This is a genomic window from Burkholderia sp. LS-044 (assembly GCF_004803625.1).
In the GTDB taxonomy this organism is placed as follows: Bacteria; Pseudomonadota; Gammaproteobacteria; order Burkholderiales; family Burkholderiaceae; genus Burkholderia; species Burkholderia cepacia.
Map to the genome: position 1 here is coordinate 20,964 of NZ_SSWO01000018.1, position 15,725 is coordinate 36,688.

Below are 15,725 nucleotides of genomic sequence, written 5' to 3' on the forward strand. Positions count from 1 at the left end.
GCCCCGCAGCTTGCCGTCCGGCGCCCCGCGCACCCCGCCCAGGGCACGGCCACGTACCGCCAACCGCGTGCGTCGGCGAGTTCCGCAACCTTGCACGGGATCCGCATCGGCACCCTCGTGCCCCCGGATCAAACAGGAGAACACCCATGCGAATTGCCCAGATCGCGCCGCTTTACGAAGCCGTTCCGCCGAAACTCTACGGCGGCACCGAGCGTGTCGTGTCCTACCTCACCGAGGCGCTCGTCGAACTCGGCCACGACGTGACGCTGTTCGCCAGCGGCGACTCCGTCACGTCGGCGCGCCTCGAGGCGGCCTGGCCGCGCGCGCTGCGGCTCGATCCGTCGATCCGCGATTCGATGGCGCCCCATATGCGCCTCCTCGAGCAGGTCGCCCGGGTCGCGCACGAATTCGACGTGCTGCACTTCCACCTCGACTACCTGCCGTTCCCGCTGATGTCGCGCCTCGACACGCCGTACGTGACGACGCTGCACGGCCGCCTCGACCTGCCGGAACTGCAGCCGGTGTTCGACGCGTTCCCCGACGCGCCGGTCGTGTCGATCTCGAACAACCAGCGCAAGCCGCTGCCGCAGGCTGCGTGGGCCGGCACCGTGTATCACGGGCTGCCCGACACGCTGCTCACGCCGCAGCCGGGCGTGAAGCCCGAATACCTCGCGTTCCTCGGCCGGATCTGCCCCGAAAAGCGCGTCGACACCGCGATCCGGATCGCCGCGCAAAGCGGGCTGCCGCTGAAGATCGCTGCGAAGGTCGACAAGGCGGACGCCGACTATTTCAAGGAAGTGATCGAGCCGCTGCTCGGCGAGGCGCACGTCGAATTCATCGGCGAGATCAACGAGGCGCAGAAGCCCGCGTTCCTGTCCGGCGCGAAGGCGCTGCTGTTCCCGATCGACTGGCCGGAGCCGTTCGGCCTCGTGATGATCGAGGCGATGGCCTGCGGCACGCCGGTCGTCGCATTCAACCGCGGCTCGGTGCCGGAAGTGATCGAGGACGGCGTCACGGGCTTCATCGCCGAGGACGTACAGGGTGCGGTCGGCGCGCTGCACCGGATCGACAGCCTGTCGCGCACCGCGATCCGCGAACGTTTCGATACGCGCTTCAGTTCGAAGGCAATGGCGCAGCGTTATGTCGAAACTTACGAATCGCTTTGCACGGGAGCGCGTCAACCGGCATTGCGCCGCGTCGCCGGCGCCTGATACGGAAATCCGCGAAGAAATATTTCGTAATCCAATCCGCGCCGCAATCGGCGCGCCAAACAAAAGAGCCGCATCTCGATGCGGCTCTTTTGTTTGGGTTTTCGGTCATTCGGTCATTCGGTCATTCGATCAGGAAACGATCGCGGTTTTTACCGACGATCCAATTCGGCGGCTTGCCGCGCCCGCTCCAGGTCGCGCCCGACTTCGGGTCGCGGTATTTCGGCGGCAGCGGCGCCTTCTTCGGCGGGCGCCCGCGCTTCGCTCGCTCCGCGAAGCCCAGATCCTGGGCAGTCAGTCCATATTCGGCAATCTTTTGCTGGACTTCGGCAATCACTGCCGCCACTTCCTGGCGGCGCACATCATCCGCCTGGGCCTGCAGATCCGCGATCTGCGCCTTGAGTTTCGCGTATTGAGACATTTTTCGACTCCCCTTTTGATGATGCGGCCCCGGCGAATCCGGCCGGGACACCAACATCCGTTACGCCATCCGCACTGCCGCCCTGCCCTTCGAAATTAATGCTGCCATCTTTAACCGATTCGACTATATCGAGAATGCGGACTTATTCTAATAAGGGCATTCGTCAGCCATTAAAATTTAACAATCGTTGACCCTCCCCCACCCGATTCATTTCCTATAATCCAGACCAATTCCGGATGACGGTTTAAATCCGTCGCATCGTCCGGTCGCCTTCAATCCACTTGAACTTGAACGAGGTCCTTACATGAATCTTTCTCAGCGTCTCGCTGCAGAGGCATTCGGCACGTTCTGGCTGGTGCTCGGCGGGTGCGGAAGCGCCGTGCTGGCCGCCGCCTTTCCGGGCCTCGGCATCGGCTTTGCCGGCGTCGCACTTGCCTTCGGCCTGACCGTGCTGACGATGGCATTCGCAATTGGCCATATTTCGGGCTGCCACCTGAATCCCGCGGTGAGCGTCGGCCTGACGGTCGCCGGCCGCTTCCCCGCACGCGATCTCGTGCCGTACATCGTCGCGCAGGTTGTCGGCGCGACGCTCGGCGCATTCGTGCTGTACCTGATCGCGACCGGCAAGCCGGGCTTCGACGTCGTCGGCAGCGGCTTCGCGACGAACGGCTTCGGCGAGCGCTCGCCCGGCCACTACGCACTCGGCGCGGCGTTCATTTGCGAAGTCGTGATGACGGGCTTCTTCCTGTTCGTGATCCTGGGCGCCACCGACAAGCGCGCACCGGCCGGCTTCGCGCCGATCGCGATCGGCCTTTGCCTGACGCTGATTCACCTGATCTCGATTCCGGTCACCAACACGTCGGTGAACCCGGCCCGCTCGACCGGCCCCGCGCTGTTCGTGGGCGGCGAAGCGATCGGCCAGCTCTGGCTGTTCTGGGTGGCGCCGATCATCGGCGCGGCACTCGCCGGGATCATCTACCCGCTGGTCGCCGGGCGTGACAACGCCGTCGACCTGCTGCCGGCATCCGCTCGCACAAGCGAATAAATCACTACGGGGTCAAGCGAGCAGAGCAGCGAGCCTCACGCTGTCCAAGAAGATCGAGGCAGGTAATTTCGACGGGCGCCGCTGGCGCCCGTTTTTCATTTCCGCCCGGGGCGGACGCTCAGGACGCGGCGGCGTTGCCTTCGAGCGAGAACAGCGTGCGCAGGTGACGGGCGACGCCCGCGTCGAAGTTGTTGCCGATCCGCGGGATGTGCGGCAACCGCGCGACCAGGTCGGGGTTCGCGTTGTTCATCATGAACGCGTGGCCGGCGGTCTCGAGCAGGTCGATGTCGTTCATGTTGTCGCCGAATGCGATGCAGTGGCCGGTGTCGACACCGAGCCGCGCGAGCACCGAGCGCAGCGCGCGGCCTTTCGACACGTTCGCGGTCATCACTTCCAGGCAGTCGGGCAGCGAGTACGTGACATACAGCGCATCGCCGAAGCGCACGCGCATCTGCTCGGCGACGACCGCCAGATCGGCCGGATCGCCGATGTACAGCACCTTCGCGATATCCGTGCCGTCGTGCGCGGCCATGTCGATCACGTCGTAGCGGAAGCCCGAATCCTGGTGGAATTCGAGCAGGTGCGGCGCGTCGCGGTCGATCAGCCAGCCCTGGTCGGTGAACAGGTTGACGATCACGCGGCCGTGCGCACCGACGATATCCGGCTGCACGAGGCCGCGGACGATTGCCGGATCGATGTCCTGCGCGTGGATCGTCGTGTCGTCCGGCGCATGCACGCGCGCGCCGTTCGACGTGATCAGGTACGGCCGGATGCCGAGCACGTCGCGAATGCCGGCGACGTCCGCGTAGTGGCGCCCGGTGGCGATCACGAACTGCAGGCCGTCGCGGTCGAGCCGGCGGACGGTGTCGATCGTGTACGGATCGAGCTGGTGGTCGCTGTTCAGCAAGGTACCGTCGAGATCGGTGGCGATGACTTTGTACATGGGACGGAAGAATGGCGCTCAGGGCTCTGCGGAACGGCCATTCTAACGTCGTGCCCGGTTGCCCGCCGGACGGTTCCCGGCCGATCGCCGCCGTCGGCCCGGTTTCGGTACGCGTTCAGCTGTCCTCAAATGCCTTCAGTTGCTCAGTTGCCTTCCGCCTCGCGCAGCGCCTGCAGCGCGAGCCGCAGCGCGCCGTGCGCCGAATCGTCGAGCGGCGCGCGCAGCCGGGCGGCGTGGCGCGCCGGCACGGCCGGAGCCAGTGCGTCCGCCAGGCCGCCGCACAGCGCGACCGGCAGCGCCTGCTGCGGATCGAGCGCGTCGATCATCTTGCCGATCTCGTCGCCCGCCTGCGCGATCAGCGCGCCCGCGACCGGATGCGAACGGTGCGCGAACACGATCGGCGCAAGCCGCGCGTAGATCGTCTGGTTCGCATCGCACGACCACTGGACGAGCGCGTCGCGATCCTGCGCGCCCGTTTCCGCGAGCAGCGCGTGCGCGAACGCATCGCGCGGTACGCGGCCGTCGAGCGCCTGCTGCGCATACGCGAGCGCGCGCACGCCGAGCCACGCACCGCTCGCCTCGTCGCCGGACGGAAAGCCGAAGCCGCCCGCGATCCGGCAGGCGCCGGCCGCATCGAGCGCCGCCGCGATGCTGCCGGTGCCGAGCGCGACGATGAGCCCCGGCGCGCCGCCGTGTGCGCCGACGACGGTCGTATATGCGTCGCTCTCGACCGCGAGCGCGCCGAGCGGGGCCTGCGCGCGGAACGCGGCGAGCCACGCGGCATTGTTGACGCCCGCGAGCCCGCAGCCGAGCGCGCACTGCGGCCAGTCGAATGCGAGGCCGGCCTGCGTGAACGCGTCCGCGCAGGCCGCGCCGATCGATGCCCACGCGCGCTCGATGCCGAGCCCGAGCCCCGACGGGCCGCCGCGCCCCTGCGCGAGCTCGCGCCCGTGCCGGTCGGCCAGCACCGCGCGCGTGCCCGTGCCGCCACCGTCGATCCCGATCGCAAAAAGTAATGCCGCCATGCCTTCATCCCGCTGATTCGAACAGGCGCCAAGCTTAACCGGATCGGCGCCGCGCGCCCATCTGCCGTTCGGCCGGCTGTTCCGTGAAAAGGGCTTCCGCTATGCTGGCACGATCGAATCGACACTGAAAACGAGGCAGACGATGTCGCAGCGGTGCAACTGGGTGAAGACTGAAGCGGATGCTCACTATCACGATACCGAGTGGGGCGTGCCGTCGCACGACGATCGCCACCTGTTCGAAATGCTGATCCTGGAAGGGGCGCAGGCCGGGCTGTCGTGGTCGACGATCCTGAACAAGCGCGCGGGCTATCGCGACGCCTTTGCGGATTTCGACGTCGATGCCGTCGCGCGCTTCACGCCGAAGCGCATCGAAAAGCTGCTCGAGAATCCCGGCATCGTGCGCAATCGCGCCAAGGTCGAATCGGCGGTCACCAATGCGCGTGCCGTGCAGCGCATCCGGGAAGAGCACGGGTCGCTCGCCGCGTTCCTGTGGTCGTTCGTCGGCGGCACGCCGGTCCAGAACGCGTGGCAGTCGTACCGCGACGCGCCCGCGTCGACCGAGCAGTCCGACGCGCTCAGCAAGGCGCTGAAGGCGTATGGCTGCAAGTTCGTCGGTTCGACGATCTGCTATGCGCTGATGCAGGCCACCGGCATGGTCAACGATCACGAGGTCGGCTGCCCGTGCCACGCGCAATGCGCGGCGCTCGGCGGCAAGCAGCCGGCACGCCGGCGCAAGGCGGGCTGACGGCGCGGGCATCCGCCGGCCGCCCGTCGTTCGCCGCGGCCCTGCGGCGGTTATGCCGGTTGCACCGGCAATTCCGGCCAGGCCGCCCGCCGCCCCCTCACGAAACAATGCGCAACGCGCAACCGCTCACCTCGCGGCGCGCGACGGCACCGGCGCAACCGCCCGCGCACTGCGTGCGGCCCGCACGCGCGCGCTGCGCTTCTTCACCCAGATGCAGATGCCCGTCACGCTCAGCATCGCGATGACGATCCCGAGCACGCTCACCGCGGCGCGGCCCGCGACGCCGGCGATCCGCCCCGAGTGCAGCGGAAACTGCGCCTGCATGAACAGGTCGCCGGCCGAGCCGCGGCCCGGCACCTGGGCGGCGACGGGCTTGCCGGTCACGGCGTCCCAGTAGAGCCACGCGTTGCCGAGCCCGACGTCGCCGTGATCGTTGCCGGGCGTGAAGAACCCGACTGCGTAGGCATTCATCGCCGGCGCGAACAGCAGCGCGCCGGGCGGCGCGGCGATCCCGGCGTCGCGCCCGGCCGCGCGCGAGATCTCGACGATCCGCTCGCGCCGCAGCATCGTGCTGCCCGGCGGCGCGGGCGGGAAGTGTTCGGGGTTCGTGTACGGCGTCTCGGCGAGCGGCGACACCAGCGATACCAGCGGCCGCACGACGGGCAAGGCGAGATTCATCGAGATCGACGTGACCGCGACGACCAGCAGCAGCCCCCACACCCACACGCCGCCCGAGCGGTGCAGGTCGAACACCAGCGGATAGCCGCCGCGCCGCACACGGAACGCGAACGACTTGCGCCAGCTTTTCAGGTTCGGAAACGCGAGCACGAGCGCGATCAGGCTGTCGATTGCCCACACGATGCCGACGACGCCCATCACCCAGAACCCGAAGTTGATCCCGCCGTACACCGGCAGGAACAGCGAGTAGTGCAGCCGGTAGATGAACGGCATCAGGTCGAGCCGCGCGAGCGACAGCGCACCCCATTCGCGGCGCCCCTGCACCGCGCCGGTCGCGGGATCGACGGCGATCTGGCTGAAGTCGAGCGCGTACGGCTGGCCGGTCGCCGGATCGGTGCGCGGCATCACGCCGGCCTGCAGCGTATGGCCCGGTTCGATCGCGAGCGGCAGATAGGTCACCTGCACGCGCGGGTCGGCGGCCTCGATGCGCGCCGCGAGCGCGAGCGGATCAAGCGGCGCCGCATCGCTGCGTGCGGTGTAGAAGTCCGGGTTCAGTAGCGCGTCGAGCTCGTGGTCCCACGCGATCAGTGCGCCGGTCAGCCCCGCAGCGAACAGGAACAGCGCGATCGCGAGGCCGAACCAGCGATGCAGGCGGACGAGAAACGGTCGCAGGAACGCATTCATCGCGCCCCCGGCAAAGGGAAAGCGGGCCGGCACGAGCGGCCCCGGATCAACGGAATGCAGATCATTTGAGGTCACGCGCCGCGCACGAGCGGTGCCGGCCGTCGCTGGCGAGGCCGGATGCCCTTGCACGCGGCATGGAATTGTTGCGCGTTCGACGGGTTTTGATACGATGCGCGGCATTTTATCGCAATGCGAATGATTCTTACTTGCATTTTTACTTATCCACGATGACCACCAGCCTCGCCCGCCCTCCCGTCCGTCCACGTCGCATGGCCGCCGCCCTTGCCTGCGTTGCCGCGTCGCTCGCGCACGCGGACGATTCTCCCGGCGGCGCCACGGTACTGCCTGCCGTCAACGTCACGGCCGCGCACGACTCGCCGCAGCACCTGACCGACACGGTCTCCACCGGCGCGCTCGGCACGCGCCGCCAGCTCGACACGCCGTTCTCGACGACGATCGTCACGTCCGAGGAACTCGAGGCACGCCAGCCGTACAAGCTCGGCGACGTGTTCGCGAACGACGCGTCGGTGTCCGACAACAGCGGCGCGTACAGCGCGTGGGCCAGCTACATGACCGTGCGCGGCATGCAGCTCGACTGGCAGAACGGCTACAAGATCGACGGGCTGCCGTTCGTCACGTACGGGATCACGATGCCGTACGAGCAGCTCGATCGCGTCGAGCTGCTGAAGGGGCTCGGCGGTTTCCTGTACGGCTTCGTGACGCCCGGCGGCGTCGTCAACTACGTGACGAAGCAGCCTGGCGCCGAACCCGTGCGCAGCGTCGACGTCGGCTACCGGAGCACCAATGTGTGGACCGAGCACGTCGATCTCGGCCAGCGCTTCGGGCCGGACGGCAGGTTCGGCGCGCGGCTGAACGCGACGCACGAGGAAGGCAGGACGTACAACGACGGCAACATCCGCCGCGACAGCGTATCGCTCGCGCTGCAGGCGAACCTGACGCGCGACCTGTCGGTGAATGTCGGCGCGCTGTACCAGGATCGCCGCACGACGGGCCAGACGCCGTCGATCTTCACCGGCAGCTATCCGGGCGGCGTGCTGCCCGCGACGATCAGCGGCGGCACGACGAACCTCGGCGGCAGGGACCAGTACCTGAACACGAACCTGCAGCTCTATACGGCCGGGCTGCAGTACCAGTTCGCGCCCGACTGGCAGCTCGACGTCGCGTACAGCTACAGCAAGGCGACGCGCCGCCGCAACGAAAGCACGCTGTACCTGCAGGATGCGGCCGGCAACTACACCGACAGCCGCTACGTCGGGATGGAGGATCACCGCTTCAGCCAGTGGCGCGCGATGGTCGAGGGCAAGGTACGCACCGGCCCGTTCAGCCACCAGATCGTGATCGGCGCGTCGTGGCAGAAGCAGGCGAACGACTATTCGGCGAACAGCGTGTTCGTGCCGCTCGGCGCCGGCAACCTGTATGCGCCGAATCCTTACCGCTACGACAGCCCGCACGGCTTCGTCCAGTACCGCACGAGCGAGATCGTGCAGAAATCGCTGTTCGCGAGCGACACAGTGCAGCTCACGGCGCGCTGGTCGGTGCTCGCCGGCGTGCGCTACATGAACTACGAGCAGCGCTCGTTCCAGGCGAGCGGCGCCGAGGATCCCGGCTATCGCCAGAACGGCGTGGTGACGCCGACGTTCGGGGTGATGTTCAAGCTCGCGCCGACGACCACCGCGTACGCGAGCTACGCCGAATCGCTCGAGCCCGGCAGCCGCGTGAACGACGTCTACGCGAACGCCGGCCAGGTGCTCAAGCCGCTGCGCAGCAAACAGTACGAACTGGGGATCAAGAGCGAGCACGCGCGCTGGAGCGCGACGGCCGCGTTGTTCCGCATCGAGCGCAGCGCCGAATATGCGAACGCGGCGAACGTCTACGTGCAGGACGGTGAATCGGTCATTCAGGGGATCGAGTTCGGCGCGCGCGCGAAAATCGGCGCGCGCTGGAACGCGGGCGTCGACGCGATGCTGCTCGACGCGTGGTACGCGAACGGGATCGGCAACAACGGCAACCGCGTCGCGGGCGCACCGCGTTTCGTGCTCGCCGGCGACATCGGCTATGCGGTGCCCGGCGTGCCGGGGCTGACGCTCGGCGTCGATGCGAAATTCACCGGCGCGACGCCGCTGCGCGCGGCCGGCGGCCTCGACGCCCCGGGCTTTCTCGTCGTCAATGCGGGGGCGCGTTACCTGACGCGGATCGGCCGCCACGACGTGACGCTGCGCGCGTCGATCGACAACGTGCTGAACCGCCGTTACTGGGAATACCAGTACGCGGACTACGTGAAGCCGGGCGACCCATGCACGGTGAGCCTGAGCGCGAAGATCGACTTCTGAACGCCGCGCCGGCGGCCGCAAGCCGTCGGCTGCCGGCCGGCATGGCCGCACCGCGGCGGCCTCGGGATTTTCCCGAGCCGCAAAAGCAAAACGGCGGAGCGGCTTCTTTCGAAGCTCGCTCCGCCGTTTCGCGGCGAACCGTCAGACGCTCTTAGTGGAGCTTCTTCGGCAGCATCTGGCTGCGCAGGCGCTTGTGCAGGCGCTTGACGGCTGCTGCCTTCTTGCGCTTGCGGACTGCGGTCGGCTTTTCGTAGGACTGGCGCTCGCGCAGTTCAGCGATCAGGCCATTTTTTTCGATAGCACGGCGAAAGCGGCGAATCGCCACTTCGAACGGCTCGTTTTCTTTCAGAAGAATCGTCGTCATGTCGTTCCTAAATTGCTTAAACGGTCAAAAACGTAGCGGCCAAGCGCCACGCACCGGCCATCCGAGCGTCCCCACAAACAGGCGAAACGAGCGGAAATACGGCCTCGGAGGCCGGAAAAGAGAGGCGGAAAGCACCGCGAGTACGCTTCACAAGCCGCGTGCAGCGCCGCGTTTGACTGCCAGCAGACACGCCGAAAACGGCAGAGGCTTGACAGAAATCTCAATTCAGCCCGCCATCATAGCAGGGAATCACAGACAAAACCACCCTTTTGTCGATTGCGTGTGCACAGGCGAACGACTGCGTGGCGAGACCGCTCTCAAGCCCCGTCCATCCGGCATCGCGCCGGATCGGTCCGAAATGACAAAGAAGGATAAAAAATCGGGCCGAATCTCAACGCGCCCCTCAAGTTTTGTTTTGGTGCGCCGAAATCCTGCTCTGAGGCGGCCAGCAATGAACGAGTGCTTCCGCCGACGCCAAAACGGCTTTCCAGGGCTTTCGGCTTACACAGGAGATTTTTCCATGCTCGGAATTAACAGCAACATCAACTCGCTGGTTGCACAGCAGAACCTCAACGGCTCGCAAAACGCCCTGTCCCAGGCAATCACCCGCCTGTCGTCGGGCAAGCGCATCAACAGCGCGGCAGACGACGCAGCAGGCCTCGCGATCTCGACCCGGATGCAGACCCAGATCAACGGTCTGAACCAGGGCGTGTCGAACGCGAACGACGGCGTGTCGATGATTCAAACGGCATCGAGCGCACTGTCGTCGCTGACGAACAGCCTGCAACGTATCCGCCAGCTGGCCGTCCAGGCATCGACGGGCACGATGTCCTCGACCGACCAAGCGGCACTGCAACAGGAAGTTGCGCAACAGATCCAGGAAGTGAACCGTATCGCGTCGCAAACGACGTACAACGGCACGAACATCCTGAACGGCAACGCAGGCATCGTGTCGTTCCAGGTTGGCGCGAACGTCGGCCAGACGATTTCGCTGGACCTGAGCCAAAGCATGTCGGCTGCCAAGATCGGCGGCGGCCTGGTGCAGAAGGGTCAGACGGTCGGTACGGTGACGGGCCTGAGCCTCGACACCGCCGGCGTGTACACGTCGTCGGGCGCGGCGATTACCGCGATCAACGTGCTGTCGGACGGTCAAGGTGGCTACACGTTCACCGACCAGAACGGCGGCGCCATCGCGCAAACCGTTGCTCAGTCCGTGTTCGGCGCAAGCGCAACGACCAGCAACGGCACGGCAGTCGGCAATCTGTCGATTCAAGCGAGCGCAACCAGCACGAGCATGTCGTCGGCGGCGCTCACCGCAATCACGAACGCAGTTGCGCAGATCAACGCCGTCAACAAGCCGGCAACCGTGTCGGGCCTCGACATCAGCACCGTCAGCGGTGCGAACGTCGCGATGGTGTCGATCGACAACGCGCTGCAAACGGTGAACAACGTTCAGGCACAGCTCGGTGCGGCACAAAACCGCTTCACGGCAATCGCCACGGCGCAGCAGGCAGAATCGACCGACCTGTCGTCGGCACAGTCGCAGATCACCGACGCGAACTTCGCGCAGGAAACCGCGAACATGTCGAAGAACCAGGTGCTGCAACAAGCTGGCATCTCGGTGCTCGCACAGGCAAACTCGCTGCCGCAGCAGGTCCTGAAGCTCCTGCAGTAATCGCGTAGCAACCCACGGCCGGGCCCCGCGTAACGCGCGGCCCGGCCGTCGTCACTTGGCGCGCGGGGCCTTGCCCCGCCGCCAGGTCCTTATCCAGAATTTCACGGACTACCCGCCGCACGGAGCACTACGATGTCGACGATCAATCCCGCCGTCACCGCCGCCAACAGCTCGGCCAACAGCGCGCTGCAACAGGCCGCCCAATCGATCATCAGCGGATCGACCGGCAACTCGTCGATGGACGTCAACTCGCTCGTGACGGCACTCGTCAATGCGAAGACCGCCGGCCAGACCGCCGCGCTCAGCGCGCAGCAGGCCAGCGACAACACCCAGATTTCCGCGTACGGCGCCCTTTCGGCCGCGCTGAGCGCACTCCAGGCCGGCGTCACGACACTGTCGAACGGCTCGCTGCAAAACACCTTCACCGCCACCGCGAGCGGCACCGGCCTGACCGCGACCGCGGGCGCCGGCGCCGTCGCCGGCAGCTATTCGGTCGGCGTCACGCAGATCGCGACGTCGCAGTCGCTGTCGTCGGCCGCGTTCGGTGCGTCGACGACGCTCGGCACCGGCACGATGACGCTGTCGCTCGGCAGCAAGTCGTTCACGGTCAACGTGGGCAGCAACAACAACACGCTGTCCGGCATCGCCGCCGCGATCAACAACACGACCGGCAACCCGGGCATCGTCGCGTCCGTCGTCAACGGCAGCGACGGCGCGCACCTCGTGCTCAGCTCGACGCCGACCGGTGCGGCGAATGCGATCAGCGTCACGGTCAGCAACGTGACCGGCGACAACGGCCTCTCCAGCCTCGGCGTCACGTCGACGGCCAGCACGACGGGCGGCCAGTCGTCCATTGCGTCCGCCAACAGCAGCGCCGCCTGGAAGCAAAGCACCGCCGCGCAGGACGCCGCCTTCACGATCAACGGCATCGCCGCGACGAGCGCGAGCAACACCGTGACGGGCGCGATCACCGGCGTCACGCTGAACCTGACCTCGGCCGCCGTCAGCGGCACGCAGCCGCAAACGCTGACGGTCGCCACCGACACGAAGACGCAAGCGTCGGCGATCAACAACTTCGTGACGCTCTACAACACGCTCGTCACGACGATGGGCTCGCTGTCGAGCTTCACGGCCGGCGCGTCGTCGCAAGGCCCGCTGCTCGGCGACTCGACGCTGAACACGATCCGCAACGCACTCGCGTCGGTCGTCGCGGGCGGCGTGAGCAGCAACGGCTCGACGGTCAACCTCGCGTCGATCGGCGTCACGCTGCAGGCCGACGGCACGCTGCAGGTCGACAGCACCGCGCTCAACTCCGCACTGCAGAACAACCCGACCGGCGTCGCGTCGCTGTTCAACTCGACGAACGGGATCGGCCAGCAGCTGACGAAGGACATCACGAACTACACGCAGACGGGCGGGCTGATCGCCGCACGCACGACCGCGCTCAACAACGACCTGAAAAGCGTCGCCACGCAGCAGACCAACCTGTCGAACTACGTCGCGCAGCTGACCAGCCAGTACCAGGCGCAATTCACCGCGCTCAACACGCTGATGGCGACGATGAACAGCAACTCGCAGTACCTGACGCAGCTGTTCGGCGGCACGAACAGTGCCGGCGCGCTGTCGAGCAACAAGAGCTGACCGCTGGCCGGACAGGAGAGCCACGATGGAACAGACTGAACTGATCGCCCAGCTCGACGCGCTCACCGACGCGATCGAACATGCGGCCGCGATGGCCGACTGGATCGAGGCGGCGCGCCTCGTCGACCTGCGCGAGCCGCTCGTTGCGTCGCTCGCGGCCGATCAGCCGCCGGCCGGCATCGCCGCGATCCGCCGGATTCAGGCCAGCAACGCGCGCATCTTCGCCGACGCGCAACGCGCGCAGCAGGAGCTGACCAACGAATACCAGGCGGCGATGGGCCGCGTGCAGGCCGTCGGCCAGTACCAGAGCATCGCGAGCCGTTAAATCGCGCCACGCGGCGCCCGACACGCGCGCGCCGCCAACCTGACAACAAGAACTACGCGCTGATGTGAGGGCGTGCTCGTTCGCCTCCGCCCGCCTCGTGCGGGCGTTTTTTTTGGGGCGCCGCCAGTCGCACCGCCCGGCCCCGCGGCGGGCCGTTCAATCGGCCAAACTGACCGGGCTTTTACCGTCATCTCGCCGCATCGGCGCAGCGGCGCGCTACCCATAATGGTATCGACCGACTTTCCGCAGATTCCATCATGCTCTCGCTCGACCTGTCCGCCTCCGCCACGCTTACGCCCGAACAGCAGCTTGCGCAGGACATTGCGCTCGTCATGGACAACGCGCTCGAGCGCCATCGCAGCGGCGCGTTCGACGACGCCCGGGCGCTGTACGAGGCCATCCTCGACGCGGTGCCCGCGCATGGGGATGCGCATTACAACCTCGCGGTGCTGCTGGCCGATACGGGCCACGCGGCCGACGCGGTGCCGCATTTCGAAGCCGCCCTCGGCGCGAGCCCGGACAACGGCTACTACTGGGTCAGCTACATTCACGCGCTGCATCGCAGCGGGCAGACGGCCGCCGCGTGGATCGCGGTCGAAATCGCGCAGCAGCGCGGCGTGCACGGCCCCGCGCTGAACGGCCTGATCGCCCAGTTGGCGTCACCCGACATCGTGCTCGCAACTGCAGCGGTCGCGGCCGCCCCAAGCGGCATCGACGCGGCGATCGTCCTGGAAACCGCGGCCGGGCGGAGCGACTCCGGCAAGTCTGCCCGCCGCCCCAATCAGACGCTGCTGCAAAAGCACGCAGCGCTGTTCGACAAGAACAGGCACGCGGAAGCCACCGCGCTTGCACGAAAACTGGTCGCCGACTATCCGGAAGACGGCGCATGCTGGCGCGCGCTGTCCGCCTCGCTTCACCGGGAAGGCCGCTTCCCGGAGATGATCGAGGCCGGCTTGCGCACGGTCGAATTGCTGCCGAACGAAGTCCTCGTGCGCATCCTGCTGACCGATACGCTGCGGGCGATGAACCGTCTCGCGGAAGCCGACGAGCAGTGCATGCGCCTGTACCAGCTTCAGCCCGATCACCCGGAGGCCATGCGGATCCGAGGTCTCGTGCTGTTCGCGCTGCGCCGCACGGATGAAGCGCTCGCGGCCTGCCGGCGTGCGGTCGAACTCGCGCCCGGCGCGGCCGCGCCGTGCGGCACGCTCGGCTTCGTGCTGCTCGAACTGGGCGCAACGCAGGAAGCGATAGGCTGGCTGAAGCGCGCGATCGAAATCAACCCGACCGACAGCGTCACCCATAGCAGCATGCTGTTCTGTATCGCGCACAGCAGCGAATTCGATCCGCAGGCGCTCGTTGCGGAACACCGCAAGTTCGGCACGCGCTACGACAATCAAAAGCGCAAGCGCGCGGCCGTGTTCTCGAACCCGCGCGATCCGGCGCGCAAGCTGCAGGTCGGCTTCGTGTCGGGCGACCTGTACAGCCACGCAGTCGCCTCCTACGCGGTGCCCGTGATCGAGCATCTCGCAGCCGACCCCGGCATTGCGATGCACTTCTATCACAATCACTTCGAGGAAGATCACACGTCCGAGCGCTTCAAGGCCCACGCCACGACCTGGCGCAACGTCACCGGCATGAGCGACTCGGCCTTCCTCGAACGCGTGCGCAACGACGGCATCGACATCGTGATCGACCTGTCGGGCCATACCGGCCGCAACCGGCTCGTTGCGCTGGCGCAGCGCGCCGCGCCGGTTCAGGCGTCGTGGATCGGCTATCCGGCCACGACCGGCCTCACCGCGATGGACTACTACCTGACGGACCGCTTCGTCGCGCCGCACGGCGCATTCGACGACCAGTTCGTCGAGCAGATCGTGCGGCTGCCCGCAATCGCGCCGTTCATGCCGCCGCCGAACTGCCCGCCCGTCAACGTGCTGCCGGCGCTGCACAACGGCTATACGACGTACGCCAGCTTCAACCGACTGAACAAGCTGAGCCCGCACGTGATCCAGGTCTGGGCACGCGTGCTGCACGCGGACCCGACCGCACGCATGGCGCTCGGCGCGATCGGCAACGACGGCGACCAGCAGACGCTGACCGAATGGTTCGCAGCCGCCGGCATCGATGCCGGCCGCCTGACGTTCCACCGGCGCTCGAACATTCCCGTCTACATGCAGCAGCATCACGGCGTCGACCTCTGTCTCGACGCGTTCCCGTACACCGGTTCGACCACGACGTTGAACGCGCTGTGGATGGGCGTGCCGACCGTGACGATCCCCGGCGCGACGATGGCCGGGCGCGGCAGCGCGGGCTGGCTGCAGCACGTCGGGCTCGACGCGTACATCGCGACCGACGAGGACGACTTCGTCGCGAGGGCGCTGGCGCTCGGCCGCGACACCGCCGCGCTGCAGGCGCTTCGCGCCAGCCTGCGCGCGCGCTGCGGAGAGTCCGCCGCGTTCCGGCCGGCTGTCGTCGCGGCCGGGCTGTCGTCGGCGCTGCGCACGATGTGGACCCGCTGGTGCGCGGGCGAACCCGCGACCGCATTCGATACGCCGCTGTTCGACGACATGACCACCGCACAGGCCGCGGCAGAGGCCTGAACCTCACGTCAGATCGAGAGAGA

At 67.1% G+C, this 15,725-nt stretch carries 13 protein-coding genes; 8 read left to right on the forward strand and 5 right to left on the reverse strand.

Annotation, left to right across the window (positions count from 1 at the left end; translation table 11 throughout):
- Positions 1–146: 146 nt before the first annotated feature.
- Positions 147–1,211 carry a glycosyltransferase family 4 protein gene (locus E9536_RS33320; protein WP_136472199.1) on the forward strand — a complete coding sequence of 355 codons (1,065 nt, stop codon included), beginning with the start codon at positions 147–149 and terminating at the stop codon, positions 1,209–1,211.
- A gap of 121 nt (positions 1,212–1,332) precedes the next feature.
- On the opposite strand, the gene E9536_RS33325 is transcribed toward E9536_RS33320, so the two are convergent.
- A complete protein-coding gene (locus E9536_RS33325) occupies positions 1,333–1,629 on the reverse strand; it encodes an H-NS histone family protein (protein WP_021162849.1) in 297 nt (98 codons plus the stop codon).
- 304 nt (positions 1,630–1,933) lie between these two features.
- On the opposite strand from E9536_RS33325, the gene aqpZ reads away from it, so the two are divergent.
- Entirely contained in the window at positions 1,934–2,674 is a 741-nt protein-coding gene (gene aqpZ / locus E9536_RS33330) for an aquaporin Z (RefSeq protein WP_021162848.1), read from the forward strand.
- Between the two features lie 118 nt (positions 2,675–2,792).
- Here aqpZ and E9536_RS33335 read toward each other — a convergent pair whose 3' ends face one another.
- Together E9536_RS33335 and E9536_RS33340 are read right to left on the reverse strand one after the other, a co-directional pair.
- Positions 2,793–3,617: a Cof-type HAD-IIB family hydrolase gene (locus E9536_RS33335; RefSeq protein ID WP_048025307.1), complete on the reverse strand. Its 825-nt coding sequence runs from the start codon at positions 3,615–3,617 to the stop codon at positions 2,793–2,795.
- Between the two features lie 143 nt (positions 3,618–3,760).
- Entirely contained in the window at positions 3,761–4,642 is an 882-nt protein-coding gene (locus tag E9536_RS33340) for a BadF/BadG/BcrA/BcrD ATPase family protein (protein ID WP_136472201.1), read from the reverse strand.
- Between the two features lie 142 nt (positions 4,643–4,784).
- Between E9536_RS33340 and E9536_RS33345 the strand changes: the two genes are divergently transcribed.
- Positions 4,785–5,387 (forward strand): DNA-3-methyladenine glycosylase I, encoded by a 603-nt coding sequence (locus E9536_RS33345; protein WP_059490251.1) that lies wholly within the window; start codon positions 4,785–4,787, stop codon positions 5,385–5,387.
- 126 nt (positions 5,388–5,513) lie between these two features.
- Here the strand turns inward: E9536_RS33345 and E9536_RS33350 are convergent, their stop codons facing one another.
- Positions 5,514–6,749 (reverse strand): PepSY-associated TM helix domain-containing protein, encoded by a 1,236-nt coding sequence (locus tag E9536_RS33350; protein ID WP_136472203.1) that lies wholly within the window; start codon positions 6,747–6,749, stop codon positions 5,514–5,516.
- 227 nt (positions 6,750–6,976) lie between these two features.
- Between E9536_RS33350 and E9536_RS33360 the strand changes: the two genes are divergently transcribed.
- A complete protein-coding gene (locus E9536_RS33360) occupies positions 6,977–9,100 on the forward strand; it encodes a TonB-dependent receptor (RefSeq protein ID WP_136472205.1) in 2,124 nt (707 codons plus the stop codon).
- Between the two features lie 151 nt (positions 9,101–9,251).
- Here E9536_RS33360 and rpsU read toward each other — a convergent pair whose 3' ends face one another.
- Complete coding sequence (gene rpsU, locus E9536_RS33365; RefSeq protein ID WP_006401410.1) at positions 9,252–9,464, reverse strand: 30S ribosomal protein S21; 213 nt, start codon at positions 9,462–9,464, stop codon at positions 9,252–9,254.
- A gap of 520 nt (positions 9,465–9,984) precedes the next feature.
- On the opposite strand from rpsU, the gene E9536_RS33370 reads away from it, so the two are divergent.
- From E9536_RS33370 to E9536_RS33385, 4 genes are all read left to right on the forward strand, one after another.
- Entirely contained in the window at positions 9,985–11,139 is a 1,155-nt protein-coding gene (locus E9536_RS33370; protein WP_021161125.1) for a flagellin, read from the forward strand.
- A 132-nt stretch (positions 11,140–11,271) separates the two neighbouring features.
- A complete protein-coding gene (gene fliD, locus E9536_RS33375; RefSeq protein ID WP_060174978.1) occupies positions 11,272–12,780 on the forward strand; it encodes a flagellar filament capping protein FliD in 1,509 nt (502 codons plus the stop codon).
- Between the two features lie 25 nt (positions 12,781–12,805).
- A complete protein-coding gene (gene fliT / locus E9536_RS33380; RefSeq protein ID WP_027788658.1) occupies positions 12,806–13,105 on the forward strand; it encodes a flagellar protein FliT in 300 nt (99 codons plus the stop codon).
- Positions 13,106–13,362: 257 nt separating this feature from the next.
- Complete coding sequence (locus tag E9536_RS33385; protein ID WP_136472207.1) at positions 13,363–15,702, forward strand: tetratricopeptide repeat protein; 2,340 nt, start codon at positions 13,363–13,365, stop codon at positions 15,700–15,702.
- The last annotated feature ends 23 nt before the right edge of the window (positions 15,703–15,725 follow it).

Coding starts and splice junctions, on each gene's coding strand:
- E9536_RS33320 (WP_136472199.1), top strand. CDS start 147: ATGCGAATTGCCCAGATCGCGCCGCTTTACGAAGCCGTTCCGCCGAAA.
- E9536_RS33325 (WP_021162849.1), bottom strand. CDS start 1,629: ATGTCTCAATACGCGAAACTCAAGGCGCAGATCGCGGATCTGCAGGCC.
- aqpZ (WP_021162848.1), top strand. CDS start 1,934: ATGAATCTTTCTCAGCGTCTCGCTGCAGAGGCATTCGGCACGTTCTGG.
- E9536_RS33335 (WP_048025307.1), bottom strand. CDS start 3,617: ATGTACAAAGTCATCGCCACCGATCTCGACGGTACCTTGCTGAACAGC.
- E9536_RS33340 (WP_136472201.1), bottom strand. CDS start 4,642: ATGGCGGCATTACTTTTTGCGATCGGGATCGACGGTGGCGGCACGGGC.
- E9536_RS33345 (WP_059490251.1), top strand. CDS start 4,785: ATGTCGCAGCGGTGCAACTGGGTGAAGACTGAAGCGGATGCTCACTAT.
- E9536_RS33350 (WP_136472203.1), bottom strand. CDS start 6,749: ATGAATGCGTTCCTGCGACCGTTTCTCGTCCGCCTGCATCGCTGGTTC.
- E9536_RS33360 (WP_136472205.1), top strand. CDS start 6,977: ATGACCACCAGCCTCGCCCGCCCTCCCGTCCGTCCACGTCGCATGGCC.
- rpsU (WP_006401410.1), bottom strand. CDS start 9,464: ATGACGACGATTCTTCTGAAAGAAAACGAGCCGTTCGAAGTGGCGATT.
- E9536_RS33370 (WP_021161125.1), top strand. CDS start 9,985: ATGCTCGGAATTAACAGCAACATCAACTCGCTGGTTGCACAGCAGAAC.
- fliD (WP_060174978.1), top strand. CDS start 11,272: ATGTCGACGATCAATCCCGCCGTCACCGCCGCCAACAGCTCGGCCAAC.
- fliT (WP_027788658.1), top strand. CDS start 12,806: ATGGAACAGACTGAACTGATCGCCCAGCTCGACGCGCTCACCGACGCG.
- E9536_RS33385 (WP_136472207.1), top strand. CDS start 13,363: ATGCTCTCGCTCGACCTGTCCGCCTCCGCCACGCTTACGCCCGAACAG.